This is a genomic window from Dehalococcoidia bacterium (assembly GCA_035528575.1).
Lineage (GTDB): Bacteria > Chloroflexota > Dehalococcoidia > E44-bin15 > E44-bin15 > DATKYK01.
The window spans coordinates 70,801-86,968 of sequence record DATKYK010000020.1 but is presented as its reverse complement, the minus strand read 5'-3'; the positions used below and the strand labels follow the sequence as shown (position 1 = coordinate 86,968).

The following is a 16,168-nucleotide window of genomic DNA, read 5'->3' as shown; positions in this document are numbered from 1 at the left end:
TCAGATCTCGCGGAGCATGACAAGCCCTCCGCTTTGGTCCTTAATCCGTGTATCCACGGTTAGGCTGGCCGACGTCGGCCAGCCTAACCCCCAGAAAAAAGAAAAAAGGAGGAGAGGATGATGACTCTGGCAAGGGCGATCGCTACAGTACCTGTCATTGCCCGACTTGTCCGAATGAAATATCGGACTCCGATGCTTTGCTCGGAGATCAGGCAATCCAGAAACTGGCTCAGCATGCTTCCTGGATCATCCGGTCAAGCCGGATGATGACCCCTTGCCGGATGATTACCCCTTAATAAAGAGTAGAACGCAAAGCTAAGCTGATTCGCTTAGATTAGCACCAATGATTAGGCTTTTTGAATCTGGCCTCACGGATTGAGGTTTGGTCCGCTCACCGAGTAGTAGTTATGAGCCCGCTATGGCCTTAATAAAATGGATAGAGGGGCGGCGTTCGCCGCAGCATTTGCGTGCTTAGCGTCCCGGTAAAAGGGTGCATGGGACTTAATAGGTGACTACTTCATGGAGAGCAGCGATCGCCTCAGTTCAAAAAGGGCATGATAGGTGGCGCGGCGCTTCACCTGGTGTCGCATGGGGGGGTAATGTCCCAGGACCGGCCTGTTCTCCCTTCCATCGTCGATGGCGATGTGGACGGTGCCCACAGGCTTCCCCTCATCCTCGGTGGGGCCGGCTACCCCGGTGATACCAACCCCGATGTCGGCCCCCAGCAGCTCCCGTGCCGCCCTGGCCATGTCCCCAGCCACCTCGGGGCTGATGGCGCCGTGCCGGGCGATGAGTGAGGGACTTACACCGTAGGAGATCTTAGCCTCGTTGGTGTAGGCGACCAGCCCCCCTTTGAAGTATCTCGAGCTTCCGGGAACATCGGTTATGGTGCTGGCTAGTAGCCCCCCGCTGCACGATTCCATCGTTGCGAGGGTGAGCGCCCTTTGTACAAGGAGCGCCCCCACCAGTTCCTCCAGTGTTTCCTCATCGATGCCCCAGACGATATCGCCGAGAAGGGAGCGGAGCTCGGCTTCCCTTTGGGCGATCAGAACCTCCGCCTCCTCCCTCGTTGGGGCTTTAGCGGTCAGGCGCAGGTGAATGCCGTCGGTCTTGGCGTATACGGCGAGGGTTGGGTTGTTGGATGATAGCAGGGGTTTTACCACCTCGGCGGTGCCCGATTCGGTCATGCCCAGGGTCTTTATAGTCCGTGACAGAATGACCTCGCCTTGCAGCAGCTCCCTCAGCCTCCCCACTACCCCCGTCTCCCACATGCGCTTCATCTCCGATGGCGGGCCGGGCATGGCAATCAGGATTTTTGGTTCTCCCTGCCCCCCTCGCCCTTTCTCCACCCACCAGCCGGGTGCGGTGCCCGAGTGGTTGGGGATGGCCCGGGCCGATGGGATGAGGGTGGCCTGCTTGATATTGTTTTCGGGCATGGGGAAGCCGAGACAGGAGAATAGCTCCCTCAGCCATCGCTCCAGCTCCGGGTCCACGCTCAGCTCCTCGCCAAGCATGGCGGCTATGGCCTCACGGGTGAGGTCGTCATCGGTGGGCCCCAGCCCCCCGGTGGTGAGCACGATATCGGAGCGGCCCCAGGCCCGCTCCAGGCACTCCGTGAGCCGCTTGAGGTTATCCCCCACCTGGGTGACCCAGAGGAGGTCGATTCCCTGTAGCGGCAGTTGTGAGGCCAGGTAGGAGGCATTGGTGTCGGTAATCTCTCCCAAGAGGAGTTCGGTGCCGATGGAGACTATTTCAGCCTTCATCTATTCCTCTCCTCTACGATGTGGCAGGCTTTTGAAGGATTTGCCCAGCGACCTCCGCCGCTTTCTTCCCCGAGAGGAGCATCCCGCCAAAGATAGCCCCCATTCTGGGAGAGCCGAAAACAGCGTTAGCCGCCATCCCGGCGACTATTAAACCTGGATACACCTCTTTGGTGTTCTCTATTAACATTTTCTCCCCGACTTCTGCCCACATCGGTTTCTCTCCCATTACTTCGCCTGTTTTTGTTCTCAACTTTGCCCCTAGCTTCTTCACCACTATGTGGCAGATATCGCTTTCATGCCCGGTAGCATCTATCACCATCCTCGATCTTATAGCCAGGGGGTCTACATGCAATTTTGCCAGTGAAGTAGCACTCCAATTCAGCACCAGGCCAGTAATCTTATCGCCTTCCCTGATCAGCACGTCCTCGACGCCGATCAAGTTAAATATCTTTGCCCCGGCCTTTATTGATTTTGAACAGATAGTGGAGATGGTCTCTAGAGAATCGGCAATATAGTAGCCCTTTTGGTATTCCGTCGTTTGGACGTCAAATTCATCCAATATCCTCTTGCCCTCTTCTTGTACCACGATGCGGTTAAACATCATCCCCCCTCCCGGCATGCCACCGCCAACCCTCAAACTCCTCTCAAATACCGCTGTCTTAACCCCCCCTTTTGCCAGATAGTAAGCAGCCGTCATACCGGCCGGTCCTGCCCCAGCGATAGCCACGTCCACCTCCATTGCATCGATAAAGCTTTTCATAAAGCTTTCTGTTATCGCCTTGGATATGGTTATATCATCAATCTTCACAAGCTCCTCCAAAAGTCCTGTTTGGTATATCCATAGCTAGCACTTTACTGATTTAACAACCAGGAAGTCGGATGCCAGTTTCATGGCACATAGCTCGCCGCACATGCTACAGGCATTCCCTGAAGTGGCGTGCTCTCCGTGCACCAGCCGTGCGTTTTCCGGGTCCAGGCACAGCCTCACCTGTTCCTCCCAATCCAGGCTCTTACGCGCCTGGGACATGCTGCGGTCCCATTCACGGGCGCCCTTTACCCCCTTGGCGATATCGGCGGCGTGGGCGGCAATCCGGGAGGCTATCACTCCCTCCTTCACATCATCCCGGTCGGGGAGTCCGAGGTGCTCCGAGGGGGTTACATAGCACAGGAAATCGGCACCCGCCAGGGCAGCGATGGCACCGCCGATGGCGCCCGAGATATGGTCGTAGCCGGCAGCGATATCGGTGACCAGCGGTCCCAATACATAGAACGGGGCCCCTTTGCACAGGCTTTTTTGCAACTGGACATTGGTGGTAATCTGGTCCAGCGGTACATGCCCCGGACCCTCCACTATTACCTGGACCCCGGCATCCCAGGCACGCTCCACCAGCTCTCCCAGTATGATGAGCTCCTCAACCTGGGCCCTGTCGGTGGCATCGGCCAGGCTGCCCGGACGCAGCCCGTCGCCCAAGCTCAGCGTCACATCGGACCTTCTTGCGATCTCCAGCAGGCGGTCATACTGCTCATATAGCGGGTTCTCCTGCCCGTTATGGATGATCCAGCCCAGGAGGAGCGCTCCCCCTCGCGAGACGATATCGGTCACCCTTCCCTGGCGTTTCAGCCGCTCAATCGCTGCGCGGGTGACCCCGCAGTGCACCGTCACGAAATCGACGCCCTCCGAGGCATGCTCCTGGATCACCCCGAACAGGTCATCGGGGGTCATGTTTACAATCGCCCCCCTCCTTTCGATGGCATTGATTCCCGCCTGATAGATGGGTACGGTCCCCAGTGGGATGGCGCTTTCTTTGGTGATGGCACGGCGGATGTCACCTATGTTGCCCCCGGTGCTGAGGTCCATCACCGTATCTGACTTATACTCGATAGCGACCCTCAGCTTCTCCAGCTCGCTCTCCATGTCGCCGTAGTCCGATGAGGTGCCGATATTGGCGTTGACCTTCACCCTCAGCCCCTTACCTATGCCACAGTACCGGCTGAGCTGGTGGTTTAGATTTGCCGGGATCACTATATTACCATCGGCGATCCCCTGCCGAATGAACTCTGCAGATACACCTTCCGCCTCGGCGACAAGTTTCATCTCAGGCGATATGCTCCCGCTCCTTGCTAACTCTAACTGCGTCACCTCATCCTCCTTCTTTTAGAACTGGCTGTTTGCCAGCCCCATAAACCCTCTACCCGCTTTGGGGTTGTGTTTTTTATGCCGTTTAAAACAAAATAACCAAGAGCCTAGGTACTCGGTTCCAGACCCTTGGTCTTGATAAACCCGCTTCCCTACGCTCGCATTACCGAGATCAGGTTCGAGGGGTTAGCCGATATATCGGCTTCTCAGCACTTACGCTCCCCCGCGGCGCAATATAATAGTACTACAAAACGAGTAAAATTGCAACGGGAATATTCAATTGATGCGTATCCTGAAACACCTGAATTTCAGCTTATTTATAATCGCCGTACTAGTGTGGAGCGATTGTTTGGGCGATTAAAGGGGCATCGTAAACTAAATAGTATTCGGGTTCGTGGTATTCGCAAGGTAAAAGTGCATTGTCTCATGTCTGTGATTGTATTCCAAGCGCAGGTGCTAGCTACAGGCAACGGTGGATTAGTGAGGAAGGTGGCCTGACAGAGTTTATCGTTCCGCAAATATCGGCTTGACAAAATTAATGCTATTAAGTATACTAAATATATTAAGTATATAAAATACTGTAAATATAGTAACCTTGTAAAATATATAAGTTTAAATGAGATCCTAGGATAGACATTATGCCTATTAACAGATCACCAAGCGAATATGGCCCTAAGGAAATATGTACACTTCTCGATATATCAAAAAAGACGCTATACGAATGGGAAGTTCTTGGCATTATACCTTCCATAAAGAGAGATTGGAGGGGTTGGAGAATTTATAGTGAGGTCCATATAGAAGCAATCAGAGAATACCAGAGGCGAAAAGGAGGAGCATATGAGTACGCTATCCGGAAAGCAAATCGCTGAGATTGTAAAAAGTAGAGATTTGATAATAGATCCATTTAATGAGAATCTAGTTCAACCTGCAACGTATGATCTCCTCCTCGGTTCTAAGGTCCTCGCTGCTCCTATTAGTCCAGCGATTCTTGGGGAGGTAATTGATTTAATTAAAACTGGTCCCAGTTACAATATCCAGCCTGGGCAAATGGTTGGCGTTATCTCCCTTGAAAAAATCAAAGTTCCATTATATATCTGTGGGAGATTTGGAATACGCTCTGCTTTTGCTCGGCGTGGTATTATTGCCTTTGGTGGAATACAGCTTGATCCTGGGTATAGAGGTCGATTAACACTAAACCTCTTGAATGTAGGACCAGAGCCAGTACCTATTACCCTAAATGAACCCTTATTTAGCGTCGAATTCCAGCGACTTGAAGAGCCTGCCATGGTTCCATATTCTGGCCCTTTTCAAGATCAGGATGATTTCCCCGCCGATCAATATAACTACATCCTTCAAGCAAGGTCTACTAGTCTGGCTGAAATCCCTACATTGCGACGGGACATCTTGCGCCTTAGCACCCTAATTGAGGAACTCGAAGAGAGATTGCCCGATCCAGATGCAGGTCTTGAACTAAGACCAGAGGTAGAAGAAAGATTATTACGATCGTCTAAACTTAAACATAGTTCTCTTATCTCAGCCAACGAAGTTCTCAAGAAGCTAAACTTTTGACAATATAATGGCACTCCTGTTTGACCCCGACGCTTTCAACGATATTACAGGGCACGATGCAAAGCGTCTGATGAAGAAGATTGATTGGATGTGGGAACATCGCATGGAGATTGTGCATTTCCCGTTACGCGAGAATCTAAGCGGGTTTCTAAAACGGACGATAGGCAAGTACCGGATTGTGTACAGTTATGACAGTACTTCAGATGAGATGATCATTCACCTTGTTGGTCTTCGTGCTACTATCTACAAGAATGCCGACAAATCCCTGCCTTAAGTTCTAGCTTACATATCCCATCCACCAGACTTATTGCCTCCATGTACTCATTGTGTTGTTTCAATAGTGCTATAAATACTAGACATAATATTATGCATAAGGCTCAATTGACTAAGCTATATTGCTGTGCTATCATCCTTTGAAAGGTAAAGGTGGGTGTGCTTGGGAAGGAAGGTCCTCATATCCCTCCTGATCGGCGCCGCTGCCGGGATGCTCGCTGGGCTGACGGGTGTGGGTGGCGGGGTGTTCCTGGTGCCTTTGATGGTGGGGCTGTTGGCCATGGTGCAGCATCAGGCACATGGCACCTCTCTAGCCGTAGTGTTTCCCATCGCCCTCGTCGGCGCAATCACCTATGCTGTCCATGGATATATTCCGGGGCAAGTGGATTGGGGGGTCATCCTGGGGCTGGCTTTGGGCGGCTTAGTGGGGGTGGTTTTGGGAGCCAGATTGATGATGAGGGTGCCGGCTAAGCAGCTCAGGTGGATATTCGGTATCTTTTTGGTGGTCGTGGGCACTTTTATGATCGTAAACCCCTAGTTGGAGCGGTTAAGTATGGGCATAGCTATCGGGATTGGGCTTCTGGCAGGAACGCTGGGTGGGATGCTGGGGGTAGGGGGAGGGGTGATCTTGATTCCGGGCATGGTTTTTTTAATGGATGTTGAGCAGCATACAGCACAGGGAGTATCCCTGGCGGTGATAAGTGCAATGGCACTGGTAGGCACGGTCACCCATTATCGCCAGGATAATGTCAGGCTCAGGATGGCTCTATGGATCATACCCGCAGCAGTCATCTTTAGTTTTGTCGGGGGTATGGTGGCGGACGTGCTGGATGCATCGATTTTGCGCCAGATTGTGGGTGGTGTCATAATCATGGTGGGCTTTTTCATGGCGATTAGAGGTTGGCGTTCGGAGGGTTAGGCGTTGTGAGTGCGTTGAGCCAGCTATACATGGAAATCGCCCGTTGTGAGGGGTGTGAGCTATCCCGGCATAGGAAACAGGTGGTGCCCGGCGAGGGCGCTGAGGATGCCGACCTGCTCTTCATCGGTGAGGCCCCGGGCTGGCATGAGGATCAGCAGGGGCGTCCCTTCGTGGGCCCTGCGGGTCATTTCCTCGATGAGCTGCTCCGATCCATCGGAATGAGGCGTGAGGATGTTTACATCGCCAACGTGATTAAGTGCCGACCGCCCTCAAATCGCGACCCGCTGCCCGATGAGATAAGGGCGTGCCGCAAGTGGCTCGACTGTCAGATAGAACTCATCAGCCCCAAGGTGATCGTTACCCTGGGGCGCCACTCGCTGGCTCAGTTCCTCCCCGGCGATGCCATAGGGAAGGTCCACGGCAAAGCGCAAAAAAGGGATGGGATAATCTACTTTGCCATGTATCACCCTGCGGCGGCGCTGCACCAGCAGAGCCTGCGCCAGGTCATCATGGAGGATATGCTCAAGATCCCTCCCCTTATGGCTCAGGCTGCGGAGGTGGTGGAAGAGGAGCATAAACCGGAGCAGTTATCCATGTTCTAGGAAGAGACATGGCGAAGTTTTCGAGCCGTTAGGGCGGGATTATTGGGTTTAGAATTATCGCATCTATCGTGCCGGGTAAAGAGCATGGCAAGGGCTAAACAGGCAAAGAGTACAGCGGTGGGGGGGCCTTCTCGCACCAGGCGCAATCTATTCTCGCGCCCGGTGATGTTGCTGCTGGTTCTGTTCATCGCGCTGGCGCTGCTTTTTATCTTCCGTTCTCAAGTAGTCTCTGGGTTTAGCACCGCCTGGGATGCTGTGTTTGGGGCGTTGGGTTACGGGGTTATTCTTGTAGCCGTTCTGGTGGTATTGCTGCTGATCTTTATTACTTGGCGGCAGCAGGTTACCGCGTTTCTGCAAAGGGGGAACCGGTCGCTCAGGGCCATCGCTTCTTCACTCGCACTGCATCGTTGGAACCGATGGCTGGGGGCCATCGCCTTCTGTGTCGCTATTTTCGGGCTTCTTGCCTTCTTCGATTTGGGGGGAGGGTTTGGCAGGGCAGTTATCGGAACTCCCAATGCCATCGGTGCGCTGAGGCTTGCCGGCATCGTTATTGTGGGCATATTTCTGGTGGCGCCTCGAGGGAGCTGGCGCATGTCCGTGCGCTTTTTCCGTGCTCTGGCGGATTCCTATCATCGCTATCCGCTCCATAGATACCTCTGGCGCCTGGCATGCTGGCCCCGGGCATTTTACCGCCGTCATCCCCTGAAGCGCACCAGGATTTCCCCGCCGCAGCGCCCAGCCAGGCCTGCCGCCGCGCCGGTGGCGGGGGTGGGGTATGGAGCACCCAGGGCGGTTGAGCCCAAGGCGACGCCTTCCGTAGCTGGTGAACCTGAGAAGGACAGGATAGCCGAGGCCGTTCCCTCTACAGCTGGGGCAGCGGGCGAAAAGATTGAAACAGTTGAAAGGGTGGCGGAAGCGGGTGGGAGATGGCAATTTCCCTCCCTCAGCCTGCTGGAGCGAGCTCCGGAGGCCGAGCCGGTCCAGGTGGACACGGAGCGGGGGACACGGATCATTGAGGAAGCCCTGGCGAGCTATGGTGTTGAGGCCAGGGTAGTCCAGGTGAATGTTGGCCCCGCCGTCACCCAGTACGGCGTTGAGCCTGGCTGGGATCGCAAGTTCAAGCAGATAAAGGAAAAAGACAGGGATGGCAATATCAGTGTTCGCCTTGAGGAGGTCTCCAAGACCAGGGTCAAGGTGGAGCGCATCGCCTCCCTGGCCAATGACCTGGCATTAGCCCTGTCCGCCCCCTCGATAAAGATCGAGGCCCCGGTGCCGGGGAAGGCAATGGTGGGGATCGAGGTGCCCAATAGTATAGCTGGTGTGGTAGGCCTGAGGGCTATTATCGAGAGCGCTCCCTTCCAAAAGCTGAGGTCCAAGACCAAGCTTCCGCTGGCCCTGGGCAAGGGGGTCTCGGGGGAGAGCGTGGTCGCCGACCTGGTCAAGATGCCCCACCTCTTGATCGCCGGTGCCACCGGAAGTGGCAAGAGCGTGTGCATAACATCGGTAATCATCACCATTCTGCTTTTTGCCAGCCCGGATGAGGTGCGCCTCATCCTAGTCGATCCCAAGAGGGTGGAGCTGGTGTCGTTTAGCAATGTGCCCCATCTGATTACCCCGGTGATCGTGGACCGGGAGAAGGCGGTGACGGCATTGAAGTGGCTCAACCGTGAAATGGACCATCGCTACGAGATGATGGCTGCGGTGAATGCAAAGGATATTACTGCCTATAATAAAAGTCCCAGGGTGGAGAGGCCATTCCCCCACATGTTGCTGGTCATCGATGAGCTTGCTGACCTGATGGCTACCGCCCTTGAGGAGGTGGAGCGCATGCTGTGCCGCCTTGCCCAACTGTCTCGAGCCACCGGCATTCATCTCATTGTCGCCACCCAGCGCCCTTCGGTGGATGTGGTTACCGGCCTGATAAAGGCCAACTTTCCGGCGCGCATCAGCTTTGCGGTGGTCTCACAGGTGGACTCGCGTACCGTCCTGGACACCGGCGGTGCCGAGAAGCTACTGGGTCGGGGGGACATGCTCTTTCTGCCCCCCGATGCTCCCAAACCGAAGCGGCTCCAGGGAAGCTTTGTTACCGAGGCCGAGGTAGAGAGGCTGGTAAGCTTCTGGGTGAGCCAGCAACCGCAGGAGGCCTATGTCTCACAACTGGTTCAGGAAGTGGGTCAGGAATCTGCCGACGTCTCCCATGAGGACCCCCTTTTGGAGAAGGCGAAGCGTCTCACCATGGAGCATCGCAGTATTTCCACCTCTTTCCTGCAAAGGCGGTTGGGCATCGGCTACCCGCGGGCGGCGCGGATTATGGACATCCTGGAGCAGCAGGGCGTGGTTGCCCCGGGGGAGCCGGGGAAGTCGCGGAAGGTGCAGGGGGAGTGAATGAAGGGAGGTTTTAGGTAAATTGATGAAGGGATTTTTCGAACGGATTAGCCGCCGGCGCCGGGAAATGGCGCAGAGAGGGGTGCTGGCTGAAATAGAGAACTGCCTCTATTGCGGAATGGATCTTACCTCTGCCGAGCTTTTTGAGCGCTATCGCATTTGTCCCGGTTGCCAGTTTCATTATCTTCTCCCCGCCTACGAGCGGATAGGGCTTCTGGCAGATAGCGGCAGCTTCATAGAGATAAACCGCTCTCTGGCATCCCTTGACCCCCTCTCTTTCTCCGGGGATTCCTCCTACAAGAAGCGCGTATTCGATGCGCAGAAGAGGACCGGCCTATCCGAGGCAGTGGTTACCGGCGTTTGCCAGATCGAGGGCACCCTTACGGTTTTGGTAGTGCTGGACTTCGGCTTTTTGGGTGGGAGTATGGGTTGCGTAGTGGGGGAGAAGGTGACCCTTGCCTTTGAGCATGCCCTCAGGAAGAGGCTTCCGCTGGTGGCGGTGGTCTCCAGTGGGGGTGCCCGCGTGCAGGAAGGGGTGCTCTCCCTGATGCAGATGGCGAAGACGTCGGCGGCAGCCAAGCAGTTATATGCTGCCGGCCTTCCCTTCATATCGGTGCTGACCAACCCCACCACGGGGGAGGTCTATTCCAGCTTTGCCAACCTTGCCGACATCATCATCGCCGAGCCCCATGCCCTTATCGGCTTCGCCCCCTTAAAGCTGGTGATGGAGACCGAGGGCAGGGAGCTTCCCCCGGATTCTCACACCGCTGAGTCTCACCTGAGGCATGGGATGATTGACTGTATCGTGGAACGCACCAGGCAGCGTGATTTACTGGCCATTCTGCTCGACCTGCTCTCTTCCAAGTATCGACTGACCCGGAGGAGGAGGTTCGGACCCTATCCCCCGATAGTTCCGGAGCGCGAGTCGGCATGGCAGAGCGTCCAGCTAGCTCGCCATGCGGAGCGACCCACCTCCCTGGACTATATTGGCAGGATTACCACGAGCTTTATCGAGCTTCACGGCGACCGCTGCTACGGCGATGATGAATCCGTGGTATGTGGCCTGGGGGACATCGGTGGCGAGGCGGTGGTGATCATCGCTCAAGAGAGGGGCCATGGTGAGCAGGGGAAATCGGGGCGGCCCTACCCTGAGGGCTTCCGCAAGGCGCAGCGGGCGATGAGCCTGGCAGCCAAGTTTATGCTCCCCGTTATCACCTTAATCGATACCCCGGGGGCTTATCCCGGGCTGGAGGCTGAGGAGCGGGGGATAGGGAGCGCTATCGCCCAATGCCTGGCCCAGATGTCTGACCTGCCCACGCCGATAATCGCTGCCATCATTGGTGAGGGGGGCAGCGAGGCGGCGCTTGCTTTCGGGGTTGCCGACCGCACCCTCATGATGGAGAATGCCATTTTCTCGGTGATCCCTCCGGAGCGGGCTGCTGTCCTGCTCTATCGAGACGCGAGCAGGGCGGATGAGGTAGCCCCTGCCCTGAGGCTCACCTCTGAGGACTGTATAAAGCTCGGCGTGGTGGATGTGCTGGTGCCTGAGCCCCGGGGAGGGGCGCATGTCGCCCCCGATGAGGCAGCGCGCCAGCTCAAGAAGTTTCTCTTAAATGAGCTGGTTCAGGTGCAAGGGGTCTCTGCTGCCAGGCTGGTAAGGGCGCGCTCCAACAAGTTTCGCGCTATGGGGCGTTACAGCTCTCGTGTGAGCGTTGCCATCTCCAAGGAGAGCGCTCAGCTTCAGGAATTCCTCTCACAGAGGCTGGAGGAGTTAAAGGAGTATCTCCCCTCGAGGGCGGAGGAGGTTCCCCTGGAAGAGGAGAAGGAACCGTTACCGGGGGACGGATAGCCTCGCTTACTTCGCCTTGCCCCTCAGCCGCTTGAGGACAGCATCCCGATATACTCTCGCCAGGCTCTTGCCGTGCTTTGGCATCCTTTCCCGTTTCTTCCGCAGGCGATTCTCGCGCCGCTCCTGCCTGGTCTTTTCGTTCATGGGAAAAATGAGCCTCTAGTTATTATTCGGAGACTGCTGCAATAGTATCAATCAACCCCCTAATCCCCCAATCTTGGGGGACTTTTAAAAGCTGCCCCGATATAATCGGGGCAGCTCTTCACTCCATATCCCTTCTCAGCTCGACGATGCGGTCCCTGAGCAGCGCCGCCTTCTCGAACTCCAGGTCCCTGGCTGCCTTTTTCATCTGAGATTCCAGTTCCTTTATCAGGCGCAGCATCTCATCCCTGGGTATGGGGGTAGCGGTATAGGGGGTGCGGGTCTCTGCCACCACCCTCACCCGGTCGGTGATATCCTTGATAGCCTTCTTGATCCCCTGTGGGGTGATGCCATGCGCCTGGTTATATTCTAGCTGGATACTGCGGCGGCGGCAGACCTCATCCATGGCCGCCTTCATCGAGCCGGTGATGGTATCTGCATACATTATTACGTTCCCCTCGATGTGGCGGGCGGCGCGCCCCATGGTCTGGATCAGCGAGTCGCGCGATCTCAGAAAGCCCTCTTTATCGGCATCGAGGATAGCTACCAGGCTCACCTCGGGAAGGTCGAGCCCCTCGCGAAGCAGGTTGATGCCGACCACCACATCGTAGACGCCCAGCCTCAGGTCGCGCAGGATCTCCACCCGCTCCAGGGTATTGATCTCAGAGTGCAGGTGATGGGTCTTGATCCCCATCTCCTTCAGGTAATCGGAGAGCTGCTCTGCCATTCTCTTGGTCATGGTGGTTACCAGGCAGCGCTCCCCCCGCTCCACACGAGTCCTTATCTGCTCCATGAGGTCATCGACCTGCCCCTTTGTCGGCTTGACCTCGATGCTGGGCTCCAGTAGCCCGGTGGGCCTGATTAGCTGCTCCGCGATCTGCTCGCTGTGCTCATACTCGTAGGGGCCGGGGGTTGCCGAGACATAGATTGCCTGACTAACGTGCTCGGCGAACTCTGCAAAGTTAAGCGGGCGGTTGTCCAGCGCTGAGGGCAGGCGAAAGCCGTACTCCACCAGCGTCTCCTTCCGCGAGCGGTCGCCGTGATACATGCCGCGCACCTGGGGCAGGGTCATGTGCGACTCATCGACGAAGAGGAGGAGGTCATCGGGGAAGTAGTCGAGCAGCGTCCAGGGGGGGCTCCCCGCTGCCCTTCGTGACAGGTGACGCGAGTAGTTCTCCACCCCGGTGCAGTAGCCCGCCTCCTGGAGCATCTCGATATCATAGTTGGTCCTGGCATCAAGCCTGGCCGCCTCAAGGGGCTTCCCCTGCCCCCGTAGCTCCTCCAGTCTCTGCTCCAGCTCCGCCTTTATGTCCTCGATGGCCGCCATCATCTTGTCGGGGGAGGTTACGAAGTGCTTCGCCGGGTAGATTTCTACGAAGTCACGCTCCGCCAGCAGCTCGCCGGTCAGCGGGTCGACCTCCACGATGCGCTCGAGCTCATCCCCGAAGAACTGCACCCTGACCGCCAGCTCCTCGTATGCTGGCTGAATTTCCAGCGTGTCGCCGCGGATGCGGAAGCGGCCGCGGGTGAAGTCTATATCGTTTCTTTGGTACTGCATGTTAACCAGTTGGCGGGCGATGCGGTCTCGATTCCTCTTTTCGCCTCTGGTGAGGCTCAACACGAAGCCGTGGTACTCTTCGGGGGAGCCCAGGCCGTAGATACAGGATACCGAGGCCACGATGACAACATCCCTTCGGGTGAAGAGCGCCCTGGTGGATGAGTGGCGCATCTTATCGATCTCCTCATTAATATCGCTCTCCTTCTCGATATAGGTATCGGTTCTGGGGATATAGGCCTCGGGCTGGTAGTAGTCATAGTAGCTGACGAAGTACTCCACGGCGTTATCGGGAAGGTACTCCTTGAACTCCGTGGCGAGCTGGGCGGCGAGGGTCTTGTTGTGGGACATCACCAGGGTGGGCCTTTGAACCCGCTCGATGACGTTGGCCATGGTGAAGGTCTTGCCGCTGCCGGTCACGCCCAGCAGCGTCTGGTGCTTATAGCCGCGCTCCAGCCCCTCCACCAGCCTGTCCACCGCCTGGGGCTGGTCCCCGGTAGGCCGAAAATCGGAAACGATCTTGAACGAGGGCATTTTTTGTGCTTGCTCCGGCATGACTCAAAGGCCTCACCTTACTATTTTAGCCACGGCCGGTTATAAAGGCAACTGCTACTTGCTGAGGGTTCTGCTCGGTTATGGTTGACGATTTTGGGGAGCAATTTTTATAGAGAAATAAGGTAGGTTATGTTATCATGCGACAACAGTGCGATATAAGCGCCAGCATGTAGATCTGTCGATATTTACAGTGATAATTGCCCTGATACTACTTGTTATCTATGTGCTGTCATCAGTAAGAAAAATGTTTTACGTAGTGTCTACAATGCGTCTATGACAGCAATTGCTCCAACAACAATGAGGTAAATAGCGACAACCCAATTAAGAAGCTTCGGTTTTATCAATATCAGTACCCCAGCAACGATAGCGATTATTCCCGCAACAAGACCAGTAATTTCCATAGCATATCTCCTTTCCGCTTTTATTATTGTATTGGTTTTGCTTCAACTCTAATGCTTTTACTTTCTCACTCTCACTCGCTGTGCCAGCCAGATAATTGCGAGAACAATTGCGACAACAATTAATATATGGATCAGCCCACCCCCAAAGGAGAAGACAAAACCCAGCACCCACAAAATCAAGAGAATAACAACGATAAATACTAATAAATTCCAGAGCATATCACCCTCCTTTCATTATACGGAAATAGCAGGAACTCAGCCAAGTACAACAGCCGGTGGCTAGCTTAGTACCACCAGAGTCATCTTTACCTGAAATATGCACCTTTTTCCGGCACTTCATGCAATATGCTTGAATCAGTTCACCTCCTTTCCCATATGTGCGCGTGGATTATGGAACATTTGCTATGGAAATGTCAATAGTCCGAATTGCCTCATAATTATTGTTACCGAAGATGGTATCATTGCTTGATAGGGTTAAAATAGTATCGGCTACTTGTTCTTTGACTGGCAACTTGAACCTGATTTCCAGTTTGCCGTCCTTAAACAATACAAAGCCTTGGAGTAAGGTAAGAAGTAGCTGCTTTTTCTGGTCGGCGGATATATGATGGAAGCCGAAGAAGCGGAACCGGTCAAGCTCGTGTAGCTGAGCCTTGAAGGCTTGCCACACCTCAACTGAGTTGGCTTGAAGGTGCTCAGCCTGAGCAAGCTCTTGTTGCAGGTGTGCTTCTTCGGAGTTTATCACAGTAAGCTGGATTTCGGCTTCTGCCTCGTTGATATATCCCTTCCGCAGAATGGTCAGGATTCGTTGCTTTTCCACTGGGAAGTGTTCTAGCTCAACACTAATTTTACTTATGGCTTTCTGCCTATCATCCCGCCCATTATCAAGTCGCTCAATAAGCGCCTCATAACTCCCATTAACATAGCCCGACAACACGCCGTTAACCTCGTCCCAGATGTAATCTTCAATCAAGTCCAACTGCCAGTTTTGAGGTTTATAGCACCGATAAATATGAGGAAAGCGCCTCTGATTGAGACAATACATATACCGATAACCCATACCGTTGGTTGTGCAACATAGCCGCCCGCCACATACTCCACATTGGCCCATGTGCTGAAGGATATATGTCCTGTCTGACCTGGTTGAGCCCCGGTTTCCTCGTTTGTTTTCTAAAAGCCTTTGTTGCACACGTTCAAACAGGTCATCGTCAATAATTCGGGGATAGCTCAAAGATACGGGATTGTTAGCAGGCACAAGCCTATTGCCTCTCCGTGTCAATTTCCCATAAGCTCCGCTACCTGTGTAACATCTATTCCTCAGCATTTCTGAGACCTCTTGTGGTGTCCAGCCCTGACTCCTTCGCTTAGTAGGTATGGCTTGCTCGTTTGCCCATCTACACCAGCTTGAAGCCGTTTTTCCTTCATCCACCCACTGGAAAAGACCCAGAACAACGCCAGCCTCAGCCTCATCTATCTCCAATTTGCCAGTATAGTCCGGTGACGTCTTATCACAATTGTAGCGATACCCATACTTTACAAAACCACCACCCCATTTACCGATTTCCCTAGCGTTAGCTCGTTTACCACTGACGAGTCGATCCGTCATGCTCTCGACGTCCTGCTCAGCTACCCATGCCCACAAACCAACCGTCCGTCTAGTTAGAGGCTGAAGCACGCCTTCGATATCGACATCAGTTTCATCTAAAACTTTGGCTAATTTTGCCGCTGGGGTCAAGCCTCGGAACAATCGGTCAGGTCGCCAAACAATGATTTTTTCAAACAACCCTGCCTTGGCATCCTTTAACATCTGCTCAAATTGTAGCCTGCCCTTTTGAGCATCACGCCCCGACTGAATATCAACGTAGGTTTTTACGACAACGTCCTCCTGACGGCGGGCGTGATTTTGACAATCTTCTATTTGTGTTTCAATACTGAATTTGTTGTCTGCCTGCTCTTGGGAGCTGACCCGTGCGTATATTACTGTTTTCATTTTTCTCTACCCCCTTCTCAAATTTTATTGAA

14 protein-coding genes and 1 riboswitch are annotated in these 16,168 nt (G+C 54.6%); of the genes, 6 read left to right on the top strand and 8 right to left on the bottom strand.

The window, feature by feature from the left end; genetic code table 11:
• Window positions 1–512: 512 nt before the first annotated feature.
• Genes VMX96_04045 through thiC form a run of 3 tightly spaced genes read right to left on the bottom strand, consistent with a single transcriptional unit; the run spans window position 513 to window position 3,903 of the window.
• Complete coding sequence (locus tag VMX96_04045; protein HUU63076.1) at window positions 513–1,763, bottom strand: competence/damage-inducible protein A; 1,251 nt, start codon at window positions 1,761–1,763, stop codon at window positions 513–515.
• A 13-nt stretch (window positions 1,764–1,776) separates the two neighbouring features.
• On the bottom strand, window positions 1,777–2,571 hold the full coding sequence (locus VMX96_04040) for a sulfide-dependent adenosine diphosphate thiazole synthase (protein ID HUU63075.1): 795 nt from the start codon (window positions 2,569–2,571) through the stop codon (window positions 1,777–1,779).
• A gap of 36 nt (window positions 2,572–2,607) precedes the next feature.
• Complete coding sequence (gene thiC, locus VMX96_04035; GenBank protein HUU63074.1) at window positions 2,608–3,903, bottom strand: phosphomethylpyrimidine synthase ThiC; 1,296 nt, start codon at window positions 3,901–3,903, stop codon at window positions 2,608–2,610.
• Between the two features lie 128 nt (window positions 3,904–4,031).
• Window positions 4,032–4,135: riboswitch (TPP riboswitch) on the bottom strand.
• Between the two features lie 602 nt (window positions 4,136–4,737).
• Between thiC and VMX96_04030 the strand changes: the two genes are divergently transcribed.
• From VMX96_04030 to VMX96_04005, 6 genes are all read left to right on the top strand, one after another.
• The gene (locus tag VMX96_04030; protein HUU63073.1) at window positions 4,738–5,469 is read left to right on the top strand and encodes a hypothetical protein; all 732 of its coding nucleotides are present in this window, start codon (window positions 4,738–4,740) and stop codon (window positions 5,467–5,469) included.
• A 436-nt stretch (window positions 5,470–5,905) separates the two neighbouring features.
• Complete coding sequence (locus VMX96_04025) at window positions 5,906–6,280, top strand: sulfite exporter TauE/SafE family protein (GenBank protein HUU63072.1); 375 nt, start codon at window positions 5,906–5,908, stop codon at window positions 6,278–6,280.
• Between the two features lie 15 nt (window positions 6,281–6,295).
• Entirely contained in the window at window positions 6,296–6,661 is a 366-nt protein-coding gene (locus VMX96_04020) for a sulfite exporter TauE/SafE family protein (GenBank protein ID HUU63071.1), read from the top strand.
• A gap of 29 nt (window positions 6,662–6,690) precedes the next feature.
• Window positions 6,691–7,263, top strand: a complete 573-nt coding sequence (locus VMX96_04015) for a uracil-DNA glycosylase (GenBank protein ID HUU63070.1) — start codon at window positions 6,691–6,693, stop codon at window positions 7,261–7,263.
• An 84-nt stretch (window positions 7,264–7,347) separates the two neighbouring features.
• Window positions 7,348–9,648, top strand: coding sequence for a DNA translocase FtsK (locus tag VMX96_04010; GenBank protein ID HUU63069.1), 2,301 nt, complete (start codon window positions 7,348–7,350; stop codon window positions 9,646–9,648).
• Window positions 9,649–9,673: 25 nt separating this feature from the next.
• Window positions 9,674–11,497: an acetyl-CoA carboxylase carboxyltransferase subunit alpha/beta gene (locus VMX96_04005; protein HUU63068.1), complete on the top strand. Its 1,824-nt coding sequence runs from the start codon at window positions 9,674–9,676 to the stop codon at window positions 11,495–11,497.
• Between the two features lie 6 nt (window positions 11,498–11,503).
• Here VMX96_04005 and VMX96_04000 read toward each other — a convergent pair whose 3' ends face one another.
• From VMX96_04000 to VMX96_03980, 5 genes are all read right to left on the bottom strand, one after another.
• Window positions 11,504–11,641: a hypothetical protein gene (locus VMX96_04000; GenBank protein HUU63067.1), complete on the bottom strand. Its 138-nt coding sequence runs from the start codon at window positions 11,639–11,641 to the stop codon at window positions 11,504–11,506.
• Window positions 11,642–11,759: 118 nt separating this feature from the next.
• Window positions 11,760–13,727, bottom strand: a complete 1,968-nt coding sequence (uvrB, locus tag VMX96_03995; GenBank protein ID HUU63066.1) for an excinuclease ABC subunit UvrB — start codon at window positions 13,725–13,727, stop codon at window positions 11,760–11,762.
• A 281-nt stretch (window positions 13,728–14,008) separates the two neighbouring features.
• The gene (locus tag VMX96_03990; protein HUU63065.1) at window positions 14,009–14,149 is read right to left on the bottom strand and encodes a DUF3096 domain-containing protein; all 141 of its coding nucleotides are present in this window, start codon (window positions 14,147–14,149) and stop codon (window positions 14,009–14,011) included.
• Window positions 14,150–14,206: 57 nt separating this feature from the next.
• Window positions 14,207–14,368, bottom strand: a complete 162-nt coding sequence (locus tag VMX96_03985) for a lmo0937 family membrane protein (protein ID HUU63064.1) — start codon at window positions 14,366–14,368, stop codon at window positions 14,207–14,209.
• 169 nt (window positions 14,369–14,537) lie between these two features.
• Window positions 14,538–16,136: a recombinase family protein gene (locus VMX96_03980; protein HUU63063.1), complete on the bottom strand. Its 1,599-nt coding sequence runs from the start codon at window positions 16,134–16,136 to the stop codon at window positions 14,538–14,540.
• Window positions 16,137–16,168: the final 32 nt, after the last annotated feature.

What these genes read in the sequence shown, in the direction of transcription:
- VMX96_04045 (HUU63076.1), bottom strand. Translation starts at nt 1,763, where the DNA reads ATGAAGGCTGAAATAGTCTCCATCGGCACCGAACTCCTCTTGGGAGAG.
- VMX96_04030 (HUU63073.1), top strand. Translation starts at nt 4,738, where the DNA reads ATGAGTACGCTATCCGGAAAGCAAATCGCTGAGATTGTAAAAAGTAGA.
- VMX96_04020 (HUU63071.1), top strand. Translation starts at nt 6,296, where the DNA reads ATGGGCATAGCTATCGGGATTGGGCTTCTGGCAGGAACGCTGGGTGGG.
- VMX96_04015 (HUU63070.1), top strand. Translation starts at nt 6,691, where the DNA reads ATGGAAATCGCCCGTTGTGAGGGGTGTGAGCTATCCCGGCATAGGAAA.
- VMX96_04010 (HUU63069.1), top strand. Translation starts at nt 7,348, where the DNA reads ATGGCAAGGGCTAAACAGGCAAAGAGTACAGCGGTGGGGGGGCCTTCT.
- VMX96_04005 (HUU63068.1), top strand. Translation starts at nt 9,674, where the DNA reads ATGAAGGGATTTTTCGAACGGATTAGCCGCCGGCGCCGGGAAATGGCG.
- VMX96_04000 (HUU63067.1), bottom strand. Translation starts at nt 11,641, where the DNA reads ATGAACGAAAAGACCAGGCAGGAGCGGCGCGAGAATCGCCTGCGGAAG.
- uvrB (HUU63066.1), bottom strand. Translation starts at nt 13,727, where the DNA reads ATGCCCTCGTTCAAGATCGTTTCCGATTTTCGGCCTACCGGGGACCAG.
- VMX96_03990 (HUU63065.1), bottom strand. Translation starts at nt 14,149, where the DNA reads ATGGAAATTACTGGTCTTGTTGCGGGAATAATCGCTATCGTTGCTGGG.
- VMX96_03985 (HUU63064.1), bottom strand. Translation starts at nt 14,368, where the DNA reads ATGCTCTGGAATTTATTAGTATTTATCGTTGTTATTCTCTTGATTTTG.
- VMX96_03980 (HUU63063.1), bottom strand. Translation starts at nt 16,136, where the DNA reads ATGAAAACAGTAATATACGCACGGGTCAGCTCCCAAGAGCAGGCAGAC.